This window comes from Streptomyces sp. NPDC031121, from assembly GCF_055570615.1.
Map to the genome: position 1 here is coordinate 1 of NZ_JBVIGV010000003.1, position 14,937 is coordinate 14,937.

Annotated in this window: 12 protein-coding genes and 2 tRNA genes; 11 read left to right on the forward strand and 3 right to left on the reverse strand. The window is 75.1% G+C overall.

Annotated elements, in window-relative coordinates; genetic code table 11:
• Positions 1-269: 269 nt before the first annotated feature.
• A complete protein-coding gene (locus ACZ462_RS05670) occupies positions 270-752 on the forward strand; it encodes a glycine-rich domain-containing protein (protein ID WP_467809854.1) in 483 nt (160 codons plus the stop codon).
• A 74-nt stretch (positions 753-826) separates the two neighbouring features.
• Positions 827-1,519 carry a class I SAM-dependent methyltransferase gene (locus ACZ462_RS05675; protein WP_467809855.1) on the forward strand — a complete coding sequence of 231 codons (693 nt, stop codon included), beginning with the start codon at positions 827-829 and terminating at the stop codon, positions 1,517-1,519.
• 52 nt (positions 1,520-1,571) lie between these two features.
• Here ACZ462_RS05675 and ACZ462_RS05680 read toward each other — a convergent pair whose 3' ends face one another.
• On the reverse strand, positions 1,572-1,808 hold the full coding sequence (locus ACZ462_RS05680) for a hypothetical protein (RefSeq protein ID WP_467809856.1): 237 nt from the start codon (positions 1,806-1,808) through the stop codon (positions 1,572-1,574).
• A 147-nt stretch (positions 1,809-1,955) separates the two neighbouring features.
• Between ACZ462_RS05680 and ACZ462_RS05685 the strand changes: the two genes are divergently transcribed.
• The 3 genes from ACZ462_RS05685 (at position 1,956) to ACZ462_RS05695 (ending at position 3,990) form a co-directional block, all read left to right on the forward strand.
• On the forward strand, positions 1,956-2,342 hold the full coding sequence (locus tag ACZ462_RS05685; protein WP_467809863.1) for an HAD hydrolase-like protein: 387 nt from the start codon (positions 1,956-1,958) through the stop codon (positions 2,340-2,342).
• A 78-nt stretch (positions 2,343-2,420) separates the two neighbouring features.
• Entirely contained in the window at positions 2,421-3,167 is a 747-nt protein-coding gene (locus tag ACZ462_RS05690) for a hypothetical protein (RefSeq protein ID WP_467809857.1), read from the forward strand.
• Between the two features lie 10 nt (positions 3,168-3,177).
• On the forward strand, positions 3,178-3,990 hold the full coding sequence (locus tag ACZ462_RS05695; RefSeq protein ID WP_467809858.1) for a class F sortase: 813 nt from the start codon (positions 3,178-3,180) through the stop codon (positions 3,988-3,990).
• 47 nt (positions 3,991-4,037) lie between these two features.
• Here the strand turns inward: ACZ462_RS05695 and ACZ462_RS05700 are convergent.
• Positions 4,038-4,111: transfer RNA gene (locus ACZ462_RS05700), tRNA-Lys, on the reverse strand.
• A gap of 186 nt (positions 4,112-4,297) precedes the next feature.
• On the opposite strand from ACZ462_RS05700, the gene ACZ462_RS05705 reads away from it, so the two are divergent.
• The 4 genes from ACZ462_RS05705 (at position 4,298) to ACZ462_RS05720 (ending at position 10,488) form a co-directional block, all read left to right on the forward strand.
• Positions 4,298-6,292: a peptidoglycan-binding protein gene (locus ACZ462_RS05705; RefSeq protein WP_467809859.1), complete on the forward strand. Its 1,995-nt coding sequence runs from the start codon at positions 4,298-4,300 to the stop codon at positions 6,290-6,292.
• 836 nt (positions 6,293-7,128) lie between these two features.
• Entirely contained in the window at positions 7,129-9,315 is a 2,187-nt protein-coding gene (locus ACZ462_RS05710; RefSeq protein WP_468251441.1) for an SPFH domain-containing protein, read from the forward strand.
• Between the two features lie 380 nt (positions 9,316-9,695).
• Positions 9,696-10,331 carry a lytic polysaccharide monooxygenase auxiliary activity family 9 protein gene (locus ACZ462_RS05715; protein ID WP_467809861.1) on the forward strand — a complete coding sequence of 212 codons (636 nt, stop codon included), beginning with the start codon at positions 9,696-9,698 and terminating at the stop codon, positions 10,329-10,331.
• An 83-nt stretch (positions 10,332-10,414) separates the two neighbouring features.
• Positions 10,415-10,488, forward strand: a tRNA-Lys gene (locus tag ACZ462_RS05720).
• Positions 10,489-10,602: 114 nt separating this feature from the next.
• On the opposite strand, the gene ACZ462_RS05725 is transcribed toward ACZ462_RS05720, so the two are convergent.
• The gene (locus ACZ462_RS05725) at positions 10,603-11,361 is read right to left on the reverse strand and encodes an IclR family transcriptional regulator (protein ID WP_467809862.1); all 759 of its coding nucleotides are present in this window, start codon (positions 11,359-11,361) and stop codon (positions 10,603-10,605) included.
• 177 nt (positions 11,362-11,538) lie between these two features.
• On the opposite strand from ACZ462_RS05725, the gene ACZ462_RS05730 reads away from it, so the two are divergent.
• Positions 11,539-12,759 carry an LLM class flavin-dependent oxidoreductase gene (locus ACZ462_RS05730; protein ID WP_467808746.1) on the forward strand — a complete coding sequence of 407 codons (1,221 nt, stop codon included), beginning with the start codon at positions 11,539-11,541 and terminating at the stop codon, positions 12,757-12,759.
• Between the two features lie 255 nt (positions 12,760-13,014).
• The gene (locus ACZ462_RS05735) at positions 13,015-14,700 is read left to right on the forward strand and encodes a glycosyl hydrolase family 18 protein (protein ID WP_467808747.1); all 1,686 of its coding nucleotides are present in this window, start codon (positions 13,015-13,017) and stop codon (positions 14,698-14,700) included.
• The last annotated feature ends 237 nt before the right edge of the window (positions 14,701-14,937 follow it).

The window sequence follows — 14,937 nt, forward strand, 5'->3', positions numbered from 1 at the left end:
CAACGGGCGTATGAGGTCCCACTCGGCGTCGGACAGTTCATGGCGACGTATCACCACTCCATGATCCACAATCCAAGATCACTTTGACGACAGGCCCTAGACCGGTCCGCCCTGAGCAGAGCAACCCGTAACGAGCTTCCCCCGACTCGTGTCCGCCGCTCAGGGCGGGCCCTCCAACTCCCGCCCGGTTGAACAGTCCTGGACAGGTCGAGCAGCCGGGCGGGTTGCTCCACCGATCACGCACCATCCGACCAACGGAAGGCAGAGACGTGACGATCACCCGAGAACGCGCGAGCGAGGCCCTGGGCCTCATCACGCCCGAGTTGCGCGCGCTGCTCATCAAGGACGTGAGCAAGCGCTGGCCCGACCTGACCGAGGAGCTGGGGCAGCGCGGTGTGGACCAGATGGTGGCCTTCCTGGTCGCCGGCACCCTCACCGACGAGCCGCTGACCCCGTCGCTGCGCGTGGACGAGTTCTGGCACTCCTTCGTCCTGCGCACCCGGCCGTACGGCGAGTTCTGCGAGGCTGTGGCGGGCCGGATCATCCACCACGTACCCGACGACGGCGGGAAGGTGGACCCGGTGGCCGGTCGGGCCGCGATGGAGGCGACCAAGGCGGCGATCCGGCGGGCAGGGTTCGCGGTCGACGCCCAGTTCTGGCCCGGCGAGGGCGTGGCCGACTGCGCGCAGGACCCCGCCATGGCCGGGTGCACGCAGTGCCACGCCGGGTGCACCGACAGCCCGGTGAGCTAGTAAGTCCAGCCCGAGCCCAGCCGTCCGGCACACGTTGCCGGGCGGCTGGGCCCGTGACCGAGAACGGATGACGAGTGTCTGACACCCAGAGCGCAGCATGGGACACGTACGCGGAGACCAAGCCCCAGCGTCGGCCGACGAACGCCAAGGGCGAGACGACGTGGTTCAACTGGACGCAGCACCCCGATCACGGGCCCGGGACGATGCTTCTCGACGTGCGCGAAGGGCACACCGTCCTCGACCTCGGCTGCGGGTCGGGCGGAAACCTCGCACATCTGGCCACGCTCGGGATGCGCGCGGTCGGCGTCGACCTTTCGCCCGCCCAGATCGCGAAGGCTAAAGAGCGCTGGCCCGACGTCGGCATGGAGATCCATCAGGGCGAGGCGCTGGAGTTCCTGGCGAACTGGCCGACGCAGTTCGACGCGATCTACTCCGTGTTCGGGGCGGCCTACTTCACCGACCCGGACCTCATGCTCCCGGCCGTCCACGCCCGACTGAAGCCCGGAGGCGTGTTCGCCATGTCGCAGAACCCTGCCGTCCAGGGCTGCTACGGCTGTCAGGCGTCGTACATCCCGCGCGGCCCTGACGAGGACCCCGCGATCGTCAAGCGCTGGGACTACGCGGTCAACGCCTGGTCGGTGATGCTCAAGCAGCACGGCTTTGGGGAGGTCACTGTCACCGTCCTTCCTGCCCCCGAGGGAGGGAAGAAGAGGATCGGCACCCTGCTGGTTCGGGGCCGTCGCGCGTACGACTGGCCCTTGCACTGACGTGACGGTGCCCCCGGCTCGATCTGGCTGGGGGCGCCGTGGGGTGGACCGGTCAAGCGGCAGGGTCGAGGACGACGAGAAGGGGGCCGGACGCAGTGCTCCAGCTCCGCCCGGCTTCTACCTCAGTCCTGCCGGCGGACGCGATGCCGTCCCGCACGGGGCCGAGGAACTCGTCCCGGAAGTGGGTCTGCGCGCTCTGCTTCATGCCGCTCGCGGAGACGATCGCCCTCACCTTGTCGTTCAGCTCGGCCGCAGCCGCGCTGAAGTCGTCGCCAGTCCACACGTCCACGCGGTCGGCGACCAGCGCCGTCGCTGATGCGCGCGTAGCCGCCGACTACGATCCCCATATGGACTCTCTCGTTCCGGTTCGGCGGTCAGGCGATCGAACTATGTTTTGATCGTGCGGGGCGAGACCCGCACGTACAGCTTCGAGGCGATGACGAAGGCGGTCCGCCTGATCAACGCGGGCGCCCGCTTCATCTGCACGAACCCCGACGAGACCGGCCCGTCCACCGAGGGCCCGCTGCCCGCGACCGGCGCCGTCGCCGCGCTGATCACCAAGGCCACGGGCAAGCGGCCGTACTTCGCGGGCAAGCCGAACCCGCTGATGATGCGTACGGGGCTGAACGCGATCGGCGCCCACTCCGAGACCAGCGCGATGATCGGCGACCGGATGGACACCGACGTGCTGGCCGGGCTGGAGGCGGGCATGCAGACCTTCCTCGTCCTGACGGGCCTGACGACGGTCGAGGACACCGAGAAGTTCCCCTACCGGCCGACGAAGACGGTCGACTCCATCGCCGACCTGGTCGATCTCGTCTGAGCCGTTCGGGTGGGCGGCCCGCCCCTCCGGATGCGGAGCCCGCCGCCGCGCGTGAACCTCCTTGAGAGGAGGTTCACCATGCGCAGTGCTCTGATCGCCGTACGTGTCCGCCGCGGGGTCCGCGCGGGCGGGGTGGCGGCAGTCCTGGCGGCCGCGGCCGCGATGGCCGCTCCCGCCGCGCCCGCCGCCGCCGTCGAGCAGAACCACGGGACCGTCTCGGTGGAACCGCACCGGGCGGAGCCCGGGGCGCAGGTCAAGGTCCACGTGAGCGGCTGCAAGGGCCGCTGGGCGGTGGCGAAGTCCTCCGTTTTCGTCTCCGAGGTCCACCTGTCCGCCGGCCACGGCAGCGACAAGGCCGACAAAGCCGACGGGTCCGGGAAAGCCGACGGGTCCGGGAAAGCCGACGGGTCCGGTAAGGCCGACGAGCCCGCGAAGGCCGCCGGTGCCGCCGCCAAGCCCCTCTGGGGCGATGCCATGATCAGCTCGCGTGCCCGGCCCGGCCGGCACGAGGTCACCGTCCGGTGCGAGGCGGACGAGCTGCGCGGCTCCGTCGAGGTCGTAGCGCACGGGCAGGGCCACGACACGCGCCCCGAGCCGCACAAGACGCCGGTCCACCCGGTCCGCGCGGGCGGCGGCGGCATGGCCGCCGAGGTCGCCGACGCGTCCCGCGTCGCCGGGCAGGCGGCGCCCGCGCGCAAGGGCGGCGGCGAGCCCGGCGGCCCGGGGCTGCCGCACACCCTGATCGGCGCCATCCTGGCGGCCGCGGCCACGCTGGCCGTCGCGGGCCGGGCCCTGGTGCTGCGCCGCCGCCGCAGCGGCGAGTGAGGTCCGGGCGGTGAGGGGCACGGCCGAGCCGAGGCAGTCCGGCGGCGGGCGCCTGCTCGGCTTCGCCGCCTGGACGGTGCTGGTGCTCGGGCTGTGGCTGTGGGGCCGCGAGATCACCGGGATGCCGGAGCGGCCGGGCGCGGGGGCGTCCGGCGGGGCCGCCTACCCGGTGCCCGGCCTGCCCGCGGCGCACGCCCCGCTCGCGGCGTCGGTCCCCGTACGGGTCGACGTGCCGTCCCTCGGCGTGCAGGCCTCCGTGGTCGCCCGCGGTCTCGACGCGCAGGGTGCGATCGACCCGCCGCCGTACGACCGGCCCGGCACGGTCGGCTGGTGGGGTGCGGGCCCGAAGCCGGGCGAGGCGGGGGCCGCGCTGCTGGTGGGCCATGTGGACACCCGCTCGAAGCCGGCGGTCTTCTACGGCCTGAGCACGCTCCGCCCGGGCGCCAATGTCCGGGTGGCGCGGGCCGACGGGGCGGTCGCCGAGTTCACGGTCGAGGACGTACGGGTCCACGAGCGCGGCCGCTTCGACGCCGATCGCGCGTACGGCGCGCTCGTGCCGGGCCGGGCTGAGCTGCGGCTGGTGACGTGCGGGGGCACGTACGACCGGAAGGCCGGCGCGTACACGGCGAACGTGGTGGTCTCGGCATACCTGACGGGCCGGGCGGCCGCCGCCGCCACGCCCTCGGGCGGAGCAGGGCCGGGCGGCCGTACGGGTGCGAATCCGGGCCCGGAAGCCGGTGGCGCGGCGGGTGCGCCGGGGCAGCGGGAAGTGCCGGTGGTTCCGGTGGTTCCGGTGGGGCCGCCGGGAGGTCGGCCCGCATGACGAAGAAGCCCCTCGCAGTTCTCACTGCGAGGGGCTTCCCCTTGTCGTGCGCCGCCAGGGACTCGAACCCCGGACCCGCTGATTAAGAGTCAGCTGCTCTAACCAACTGAGCTAGCGGCGCCTGCTGACAGGGAAAACTCTACCCCACCTCCGGGGGTGGTCATGACCAGCCGCGCCCACCTTGTCCGATTAGCCCATGTTTGAGTGGTTTATCGTGCACGATATGTCTGGGTCGAGCCGAATCTGATGCCCCGACAGATATGCGGCGGCCCCGATCAGCCACGAGCAGGGGAGTGGACGGAACCGCATGACGATGCAGCCCCCGGTGCATGTGCCGATGCCGACGCCGGTTTTCGAGGAGTACGAGCCCGCAGGCGACTGCGGCTGCCCGGGCTGCGCCGGGCGCCGGCGCTCCCTCGCCCGCGCCAGGGCCATACCGCTCCGGGACGGCGGCCACCCGGCCGCCCGGGGCGCACGCCGGGCGCTCGTGCTGGCCACGGCCGCGGGGGCCGTGCTCGGCGGCGGCACGGCCTCGACCGCACTGGCGGCCCACTCCCCGGCCCCCGACGCCCCGACGGGCACGGCCCCGGGCCGCCAGGCCCGCACCGCGGACACCGCGGACACCCGTACCGCCGACACCGCGGACACCCGTACCGCCGACACCGCGGACACCCGTACCGCCGACACCGCGGACACCCGTACCGGCGACACCGCGGACACCCGTACCGGCGACACCGCGGACACCCGGCGCGGGGCCGCCGCGGACGCCCCCACCGGGGCCGCCGCGGACGCCCCCACCGGGAGCGCCGCGGACGCCCGTACCCGGGACACGGCGGACCCGCGGCCCGGCACCGCCGAGGCCGCCCGCTCGGGGGCAGCCGGGCCCGCCCGCCCCCGGGAGACCGCGGACCCCCGGCCCACGGACGCTGCGAAGCCCCAGCCGCCCGCCGACACCGCGGACGCCCGCCGCCCCGACACGGCGCACGGCCGCCGCCCGGGCATCGCGCACGGCCGCCCCGACACCGCACACACCGGCCGCCCCACCGCGCCCGCCCGACCGGGCGAGGCCCCGGACGCCCGCCCCGGCAGGGACGCCCGCGACGACCCGGCGAGCACCCCGCAGGGCGACCGCTCCCCGCTGCACGGCCGCCCCGGGCCGGTGAAGCCGGGCGGTGCGCCGGGCGCGCCCTCGTCGGTGCGGCGGATCGACCGGGCCACGATCATCAACCGGGCGAAGCTGTGGCTGGACGCGCAGGTGCCCTACAGCATGTCCTCGTACTGGACGGACGGCTACCGGCAGGACTGCTCCGGCTACGTCTCCATGGCCTGGAACCTCGGCTCGAACGAGTGGACCGGCAGCCTGGACAAGTTCGCGACCCGGATCACCAAGGACGAGCTGCTGCCGGGCGACATGCTGCTGTTCCACAACCCGGCCGACCCCACCAACGGCTCGCACGTCGTCCTCTTCGGCGGCTGGGTCGACGAGACGCGCACGCACTACACCGCCTACGAGCAGACCCGCCCGGCCACACGGAAGGGCGCGACCCCGTACGCGTACTGGACCAACTCGGCCAAGTACGTGCCGTACCGGTTCACCGGCGTGACGGACGGGCTCACCACCCCGGCGCCGCAGCCGTCGCCCGACCCGGGTGCGGACCCGAAGCCGGCGGCGCCGTCGAAGGAGTACCCCGGCGCCGCCATGTTCGGGCCGGGCGCGGACAACCCGCACGTCGCCGAACTCGGCAGGATGCTCATCGATCGCGGCGGCCGCCGCTTCTACCCCAAGGGCCCGAGCACGAAGTGGAGCGACGCCGACCGGCTGGCGACGCAGGCCTTCCAGAGCGCGCAGGGCTGGACGGGCGCCGACGCCGACGGCATCCCCGGCCCGCACACCTGGCAGCTGCTGGCCGAGGGCAAGGGCAAGGACATCCGGCCGACCATCGACCCCGCGCCGGGCCCCGCCGGGTCCCCGGCCGACCGGCCCGCCGCTCCGGCGGCCCCCGGCGCGACGGCCGCCCCCGCGCGCCCGGGCAGCACTCCCGCCCGCCCGGGCGCCGCCGCGGTCCCGGCCTACCCGGGGGCGTCGGTGTTCCGCCCCGGGTCCACCCACCCGTCCATCGCCGCCCTCGGCCGCCGGCTGGTGGAGAAGGGCTTCGGCAAGCACTACACCACGGGTCCCGGTCCCCGCTGGAGCGAGGCCGACCGCCGCAGCGTCGAGGCGTTCCAGCGCGCCCAGGGCTGGCGCGGTGCCGCGGCCAACGGATACCCGGGCCCGGAGACCTGGCGGCGGCTGTTCGCATGACGGAGGCAACGATGTACCCGACGCTCACCACCACCTCCACCACCGGCACCTTCCGCGTGCCGCCCGTTTCCACCGGGAGCCTGCGGCCCCCGTCGGCCCCCGTCGTCCACGGCACGGGCACGATGCGCCTGGCCCCGCCGCCCGCACGGCGCGGCCTGGCGGCCCTGCTCCCGACGGCTCCGCCTGCCCCGGCTCCGGCGGCCGCCGCACGGCCGCTCCCGGCCGGCCCGCCACCGGCGCCGCCGCTCGGCCCGGAACTCCCCTCCGCGCGCCCCCCGGCCGCGGCCCCGGCCGCGGCGCACCTCCGCCCGCAGCCACCCGCCGCCCGCCCGGAAGCCGTCCCGACGCCCGGACCGCGACCGACGGATCCGCCGGCTCGGCCGGACCCCGTACCGGCGGCGACCGCCCCCGCCCCGTACGACCGGACGGGCGCGGCCGCAGCCCCGTCGGCCGGACCCCACCCGGCGTCCCAGCCCCCCGCCCGCCCGAACTCCGGGGAGCCGGGTGCCGCCTACCCGTACGGGGCCCCGGCCCGTCCGCAGGCAGTGCCGGCAGGTGCCACCCCCCTGTACGCGGACCAGGGCGCAGCAGCCGGCCCCCACCGGGCGGATTCCTCCGTCCAGTCGGCCCCGGCCCGGCCGGAAGCCGCCCCGGCGGCGGCCGCCACCGCTCTGTACGCGGACCCGGGCGCGGCCACGGCCCCCCACGCCCCGGCGGGCTTTTCTGCCGGGTCCGCGGCGGCGCCCCGGCTGCACATCGGCCCCCCGGCCCGGGTCGTCGTGGCGCCGGCACCGGAGCGCTCCCGGTGGGTCGCCGGCGTGCCGGGTGCCATGGTCGTGACGGTCCTGCCGTACGGCCGGGGCGCCGGCAGCACCGCCCTCGGGGACGTCCCGGCCGCCCGCACCGAGCCCGGCCCCGGGTCTCCCGCCCCCGCGGACGGCAGCGGAACCGCCCCCGCCCCCCGGGTCGGGGAGGCAGCGGAGTCCCCCGCACCGGCCCCGGCCGGCGCGGCCCTGGACATCCCGCACCCCGCGGCCGCCCCCGAGCCGCAGACGGCACCGCCCGCCGCGGCGGCCGACTCCGCCGCGGAGAGGGGCGCACGCCCCCGACCGGACGACGCCCACACCGCGGCCGAGCCCGCCCCGACGCCCGGCCGCCCGCACCCGGCGGTGGACCCCTCCGACGACCCCGACCCCGACCCCGACCCGGGCCCCGGAGCCGGGTCGCGGGGAGTGCCCGACCCGGACGCGGCAGCGGACCCGGCGGGCGCGCCCGCCCTGCAAGCGGCGGACTCGCCGGGCCCCCTGGACGGGCCGCGGGCCGTGCCCGGCCCGCATACGGCGGCCCCTGCCGTCGCGCCTGGCTCCTACGCGCTGCCGGACCCGGCGGGCGGGCCCGCCCCGCAAGCGGCGGACACAGCGGCGACGGGCACGGCGGACGGGCCGCTCGGCGAGCCGGCCCCCCGCGCGGCCGACCCGGCCGACGTGCCGGGCCCCTACGCGGCGGTGGACGCCGCCGCCACGCCCGGCACCGCGGACGGGCCGCACGGCGGCCCCGGACGGTACCGGGCGGGGTCGGCCGGAGAGCCGGGCCCGTGCCAGGCGGAGGTCGCCACCGAGCGCAGCCCCGCGGACGGGACGGGCGACGTGCCCGGGACGTACGCGGCGGCGGATCCGGCCGGCGTGCCCGGCCCGCAGGCGGCGGACACGTTCGGCGCGTCGGGCCCGTACGCGGAGCCGGACGCGGTCGGCGGCGAGCACGGTGCTCCCGGTGAGCCGGTCGGTGTGCCCGGTCCGGCCGCCGCCGGCGACACCGCCGCCGGTGGCGCGGAGGGCGGCGGCGCTGCTGCGCAAGCGGACGCAGGGCCCGCCGCCCGGGCGTCGGTGGCCGAGATCGTCTCGCGGGCGGTGGTCCGCGGTATCGAGGGCGGCGGCGGCGAATCGCCGCAGGCCGCCCGGCCCGAGGTGCCGGCCGGCGGGGCGGCGGTGACCTCGGTGCCGCTGCACCTGCCGTTCCCCGCGGAGCCCCGCCCCCACACCGCCGCCCCGGCCGCCGCGCCGGGCCGTGCCGCCGGGTCCGCGGCCCGGCGCGCGGTGGCGTGGGTGGGGCCGGGGCGGCGGGTGCCGCGGGGCGACGACCGGCTGCGGGAGCGCCGGGGGCCCGTCCTGCCCGGCTGGGTCGGCGTGGCGGTGGGCGGGCTCGCCCTCAGCGGCTGCCTGGCCGTGCTGTGGCGGGCCGGGGCTGTGCCGGACGCGTTCGCGGCCGCGTTCGGCGTGGCGCCCCGCCCCTACCGGGGACTGCACGCCACCCACTGGCCGCCGCTCGCCTTCCTCGGCATCGTCGCGCTCCTCTCCCTCGGCGGCCTCGGCCGCGGCAAGGTCGGGCACGCCTGGGTGCTCACCCTGTTCGGCCGCTACCGCGGGACGGTCCGCCGGACCGGCCTCACCTGGGTGAGCCCGCTGCTCCTGCGCCGCCGGATCGACGTCCGCCTGCGCCACTGGCGCAGCGACCCCATGCCGGCCGTCGACTGCGGCGGCCTCGCGCTCCAGGTGGTCGTACAGGTCGTCTGGCAGGTCAAGGACACCGCGCGGGCCGCACTGGCCGTGGAGGACCACACCGAGTACCTGGCCGAGCAGGTGGAGGCGGCGATGGCGCGGGTGCTGTCGCAGCTCCCGGCCGACGCCTTCCACGAGGACGCCCCGACCCTCCGCGACGCGGAGGCCGTCGGCGACGCGCTGACCAGGATGCTCGCCGCCGAGACCGAGGCGGTCGGCATCGAGGTGTACTCGGCGCAGCCGACGCGTATCGAGTACGCGCCCGAGGTGGCCGAGGCGATGCGCCGCCGCCGGGTGGCGGCGATCGACGCGAAGCACCGGGACATGGTGCTGACGTCGGTCGTCGACGCCGTCGACGACACCGTCCACCGGCTGACCTCGCGGGGCCTGGTCGAGTTGGACGACTACGAGCGCAAGGCCCTCGTGAAGGACCTCACCGTCGCCTTCTACACCGGCCGTTCCGAGTAGCAGGCCCCGCCCGCCCCGGCCCGACGGCCCCGGCCCCGCCCTTCAGGCGGCGCCGGGGCCGTCTCCGTACCCGCGCGCGCCGCCGCCCGGGTGTCCTGTTTTCGGACAGCCGGGCCCGCCGCCCCCGCCGCCCGCGCGCCCGTCCTTCGGTCCGAACGGCTCCCGGCGCGCCGAGGTCGGGCCCGGTGCGGCCGGGCCCGGGCGCACCGGGCCATCCGTTCGCGCAGTGGTCTGGACATGGCCAACTGGCGTCAATAACCTGGGACTTGGTCTAGACCTGAAATTCCGCCCGTGCGGCCGCGGACCCCACCCGCGGCCGTCCCCGCGCGTGCGCACGCCCTCCCCGGACCTCCCCCCCCACGCTCAAGGAGCACCGCATCATGCGTCCCTTCCGCATGCCCTCGCGCCTGCCCGCGCGCCCCTCCGGACGGGCCGGCTCCGCCGCCGTGCTCGGCCTCGCCGGCGTGGTCGGACTCGCGCTCGCCTCCGCGCCCTCCGCCAGCAGCCACGGCTACACCGACAGCCCGATCAGCCGCCAGAAGCTCTGTGCCAACCGGACCGTCTCGGACTGCGGCCCCGTCCAGTGGGAGCCGCAGAGCGTCGAGGGCTTCAAGGGCTTCCCCGCGGCCGGCCCCGCCGACGGCCGGATATGCGCCGGCGGCCACCCCGAGTTCGCGCAGCTCGACGACCCGCGCGGCGGCACCTGGCCCGCCACCAGGGTCACCTCCGGGCAGGGCTACTCCTTCCGGTGGCAGTTCACCGCCAACCACGCCACCACCGACATCAGGTACTACGTCACCCGGGACGGCTGGGACCCGGCCAAGCCGCTGACCCGCGCCGCCCTGGAGTCGCAGCCGTTCCTCACTGTCGCCTACAACGGGGCCCGGCCCGCCATGACGACCGTCCACAACGGCGTCATGCCCGCCGGCAAGACCGGACGGCACCTGATCCTGGCCGTCTGGACCGTCCACGACACCCCGATGGCCTTCTACGCCTGCTCCGACGTCCAGTTCTGACCCGGAACCGCCCGCGGAGGGGCCGGCCGCGGGGGTGGTTTGGAGCACCCCCGCGGACCAGGTAGTATTTTCTCTGTCAGCAGGCGCCGCTAGCTCAGTTGGTTAGAGCAGCTGACTCTTAATCAGCGGGTCCGGGGTTCGAGTCCCTGGCGGCGCACCTGTCCTTCGGGCGGCTTCCGGTTCCACCGGGAGCCGCCCGAAGTGTTTCCCGTCCCGCTCCGGCACCCTGCCTCCCGCGCCGCGGCCTCTCCCGTGAGCCGCGTCACCGGGCCTACAGGGCGAGCGACAGCAGCAGGGGCGCGGCTTTCCGGTTCAGCGTCTCTGCCGCCGCCCGCAGCCGGTGCGCGTGCTCCACGGGCATCGACAGGGCCAGGCAGCCCACCGACGCCCCCGCCGTGATCGGCACCGCCGCGCAGACCGTGCCGAGCGCGTACTCCTGGAGGTCGAGCACCGGCACCGTGGCCGGCTGGCTGTCGAGCTTCGAGAACAGGACCCGCTCGTTCACGATCGTCTTCGACGTCAGTCGGGCGATCTTGTGCCGGGACAGGTGGTCGCGCCGCCCGTTCCGGTCGAGCTGCGTCAGAAGGCACTTCCCGACCGCGCTCGCGTGCGCCGCGGAGCGGAAGTCCACCCACTCGTGCACCTTCGGCGTGCGGGGGCTGTCCGCGAACTGCGTGATCTTCACCTCGCCGTCCACGTACCGGCTGATGTAGACCGCCGCGCCCACCGAGTCCCGCAGCCGGTCCAGGGTCTCCTGCAGCCTGTCCTGGAGGGCCTGCTGCCGGTCCGCGCCCGAGCCGAGCAGGACCAGCGAGTCGCCTATCGCGTACGCGCCGTCCGACACCTCCAGGACGTACCCCTCGCGGCGCAGCATCAGGAGCATCGGAGCGAGATGGACCGCCGGCAGTCCGGTCTCGCGCGCGATCTGCTCGCCGGACACGCCGCCGGGGTGGCGGACGATCACTTCGAGCACGCGCAGGGCGTACTGCACCGAGTGGAACGGCGCGGTCGGCTCGGGCTTCAGCGCCACGGTCTCCCCCTAGCAGGTCGTTACCGCTTGCCCTACCACGATAGCCACGAAGAGGCCCGTCCGGAGCGCCCGTTGGGGAGATTGACTGGCCGGATAGCGACCCCCTGCCAGGACCTAAGCCACTGGCATATGCCAAAGACACGGACCTCACCCCCTGTCGGCGCATCCGCCCCGGGAATGCCCGCCACCGCGCCCCGGTTCGACTCCCCGTACGGACGTACGAGCGAGACGGGAGTTGCCCTGAGTGACCACGGGGAAGCCGCGCGGGAGGCCCGCCCGGCCGGCGGCGCGCAGGAACCGGAACCCCCGGCCGCAGCCGCCCCGAACCCGGTCCGCGGCACCGCGCACGGCACGGCCCCCGTCCCGCTGTCGGTGCTGGACCTCGTCACCGTCGGCAGCGGCAGCACCGCGAGCGCGTCCCTGCGTACCAGCGTCGCCCTCGCCAAGCTCGCCGAAGCCCGCGGCTACCAGCGCCACTGGGTCGCCGAGCACCACTCCATGCCCGGTGTCGCCAGCTCCTCGCCCGCCGTGATCCTGGCGCACCTGGCCGCGCACACCTCCCGCATCCGGCTCGGCTCGGGCGGCGTCATGCTGCCCAACCACGCCCCGCTCGCCGTCGCCGAGCAGTTCGGCACCCTGGAGGCGCTCGCCCCCGGCCGGATCGACCTCGGCCTCGGCCGCGCCCCCGGCACCGACGGCCGCACCGCCGCCGCCCTGCGCGGCCCCGGCCGGGCCGAGGAGGGCCACGACGAGTTCCCCCGCCGCCTCGCCGAACTCACCCGCTTCCTCGACGACGACTTCCCCGACGGCCACCCGTACGCCCGGGTCCACGCCGTGCCCGGCCCGGTGCAGGGGCCGACCGGCCGGCCGCCGGTGTGGCTGCTCGGCTCCTCCGGCTTCAGCGCCCGCCTCGCCGGGGAACTGGGCCTGCCCTTCGCGTACGCGCACCACTTCTCCGCCGCCGGCACGCTGCCCGCCCTGGACCTCTACCGGCAGACGTTCCGCCCCTCGGCCGCGCTGGACGCCCCGTACGCGGTGATCGGGGTGTCGGCGCTCGCCGCCGACACCGCCGCCAAGGCCCGCTCCCAGGTGCTCACGGGCGCGCTGTCGATGCTCCGGCTGCGCACGGGCCGGCCCGGCCTGATCCCCACCCCGGAAGAGGCGGCGGCGTACGCCTTCTCGCCGCCGGAGCGGGAGTTCACCGACGGCTGGCTGGCCAACGTGGTGCACGGCACCCCGGACGAGGTCCGCGCCGGGCTCGACGCGCTGGCCGCCCGCACCGGCGCGGACGAGCTGATGCTGACCGCGAACGCGCACGGCGGCGCGGCCCGGCTGCGCTCCTACGAACTCGTCGCGGACGCCTACGGGATGCCGGCGGGGGAGCCGCGGGCCGATTGACGGCGTGCGAACGGGGTTCGGCTGGTTTGTTGCCGAAACCTTGCCGCAGCCTTTCCTAAGGCACCCTTAAACCGCTCGTCACCCGGGGTGGCGAGCGGTTCTCGATGCCTCCGTACGCCTCTGACGAGGGAATTTACCCGGGGAATGGTCTAGTCCTTCTTTGGTTCGAACCATTGACGGCGCCTGTCGGTGATCGCTATCACTTCTCCCACCCGGACCTCTTGCCTTCCCTCCCCACCTCCCCGGAGGCAGTACATGCACATCCGTAAACCCCTGATCGCGGCCGCCGCCACGGCCGCGCTGGCGGCCGGGGCCGTGGCCGGCCTCTCGGGGCTCGGCAGCGCCCAGGCCGCGGACGCCCCCGCGGCAGCCGGCAGCGGCAACATCCGCATCGCGTACTACGACCAGTGGAGCGTGTACGGGAACGCCTTCTACCCCAAGCACCTCGACACCCGCGGCATCGCGGGCAAGCTGGACGTCATCAACTACTCGTTCGGCAACATCCACCCCACCAACCTCACCTGCTTCATGGCCAACAAGGCCGCGGGCGACGACAACAACCCGAACGCGGGCGACGGTGCGGGCGACTCCTACGCCGACTACCAGAAGTCCTTCAGCGCGGCCGACTCCGTAGACGGCGTCGCGGACAAGTGGGACCAGCCGATCGTGGGCGTCTTCAACCAGTTCAAGGAACTGAAGGCCAAGTACCCCCACCTCAAGATCAACATCTCGCTGGGCGGCTGGACCTACTCCAAGTACTTCCACGACGCCGCGAAGACCGACGCGAGCCGCAAGAAGCTGGTCTCCTCCTGCATCGACCAGTACATCAAGGGCAACCTGCCCGTCGAGGGCGGCTTCGGCGGCCCCGGCACCGCGGCCGGCATCTTCGACGGCGTCGACATCGACTGGGAGTACCCGGGCTCCTCCGGCGGCCACCTCGGCAACCACCACGGGCCCGAGGACAAGGAGAACTTCACGCTCCTGCTCGCCGAGTTCCGCAAGCAGCTCGACGAGTACGGCGCCGCCAACGGCGGCCGGAAGCTGATGCTGACCGCGGCCCTCCCGGCCGGCCAGGACAAGATCAAGTACATCGAGACCGACAAGATCGGCCGGTACTTGGACTACGCCAACATCATGACGTACGACATGCACGGCGCCTGGGACGGCGACGGGCCCACGTACCACCAGTCCCCGCTGCGGAACTCGCCGGCCGACCCGACCGACCCCATCGCGCCGGGCACCGAGAAGTACAGCATCGAGAACGCCATCGACGCCTGGATCGACGGCGACCCCGCCTACGGCATCGCCGGCGGCTTCCCCGCGAACAAGCTGACGCTGGGCTACGAGTTCTACTACCGCGGCTGGAAGGGCGTCCCGGCCGGCCAGGCGAACGGCCTCGCCCAGCCCGCGACCGGCGGCTCCAGCCCCCGCCAGTACAGCCAGCAGGCGGGCATCGCCCACTACAAGGAGCTCGGCGGAATCGTCGACAACCCGGCGACGACCTTCTGGGACGACCAGTCGAAGTCCTCGTACTTCTACAAGGACGGCGAGTTCTTCACCGGCCTGAACCAGAAGTCCATCCAGGCCCGCGTCGACTACGGCAAGAGCCGGGGCCTCGGCGGGGCGATGATGTACTCCCTGCTCGGCCTGGACGCGGGCACCACCCTGCTGAACCAGATCTCGGACGCCCTCGGCGGCACCACGCAGCCCCCGACCACGCCGCCGACCACCCCGCCCACCACGCCTCCGACGACCCCGCCGACGACGCCGCCCGCCACGGGCTGCGGCTCCCTCCCGGCGTACACGGCCGGCACGGTCTACACCGGCGGCACGGAGGTCTCCCACAAGGCCCGCAAGTGGAAGGCCCAGTGGTGGACGCAGAACGAGGAGCCCGGCACCACCGGTGAATGGGGTGTCTGGAAGGACCTCGGCGCCTGCTGATCCCCCCACCCCGCGCCGAGCGGCACGCCGCCCCGCACCCACCAGCCCGGGTGCGGGGCGGCGGTGTGCCGTACGGCGGCCGGATCCGGACGCCGGCCGGCGGCGCCCGAGGCGCCCGAGGCGCCCGAGGGCGCGGCGGAGCCCGGCCTCCTGGCGGGAGGCCGGGCCCGACGCGTTCCCCCGTTCCGCGGTCCGGCCCGGCCCCGCTTCCCCCGAATGCGCGGCCGGCCCGTCCCG

What these genes read in the sequence shown, in the direction of transcription:
- ACZ462_RS05685 (WP_467809863.1), top strand. Translation starts at nt 1,956, where the DNA reads ATGACGAAGGCGGTCCGCCTGATCAACGCGGGCGCCCGCTTCATCTGC.
- ACZ462_RS05690 (WP_467809857.1), top strand. Translation starts at nt 2,421, where the DNA reads ATGCGCAGTGCTCTGATCGCCGTACGTGTCCGCCGCGGGGTCCGCGCG.
- ACZ462_RS05705 (WP_467809859.1), top strand. Translation starts at nt 4,298, where the DNA reads ATGACGATGCAGCCCCCGGTGCATGTGCCGATGCCGACGCCGGTTTTC.
- ACZ462_RS05715 (WP_467809861.1), top strand. Translation starts at nt 9,696, where the DNA reads ATGCGTCCCTTCCGCATGCCCTCGCGCCTGCCCGCGCGCCCCTCCGGA.
- ACZ462_RS05730 (WP_467808746.1), top strand. Translation starts at nt 11,539, where the DNA reads ATGCCCGCCACCGCGCCCCGGTTCGACTCCCCGTACGGACGTACGAGC.
- ACZ462_RS05735 (WP_467808747.1), top strand. Translation starts at nt 13,015, where the DNA reads ATGCACATCCGTAAACCCCTGATCGCGGCCGCCGCCACGGCCGCGCTG.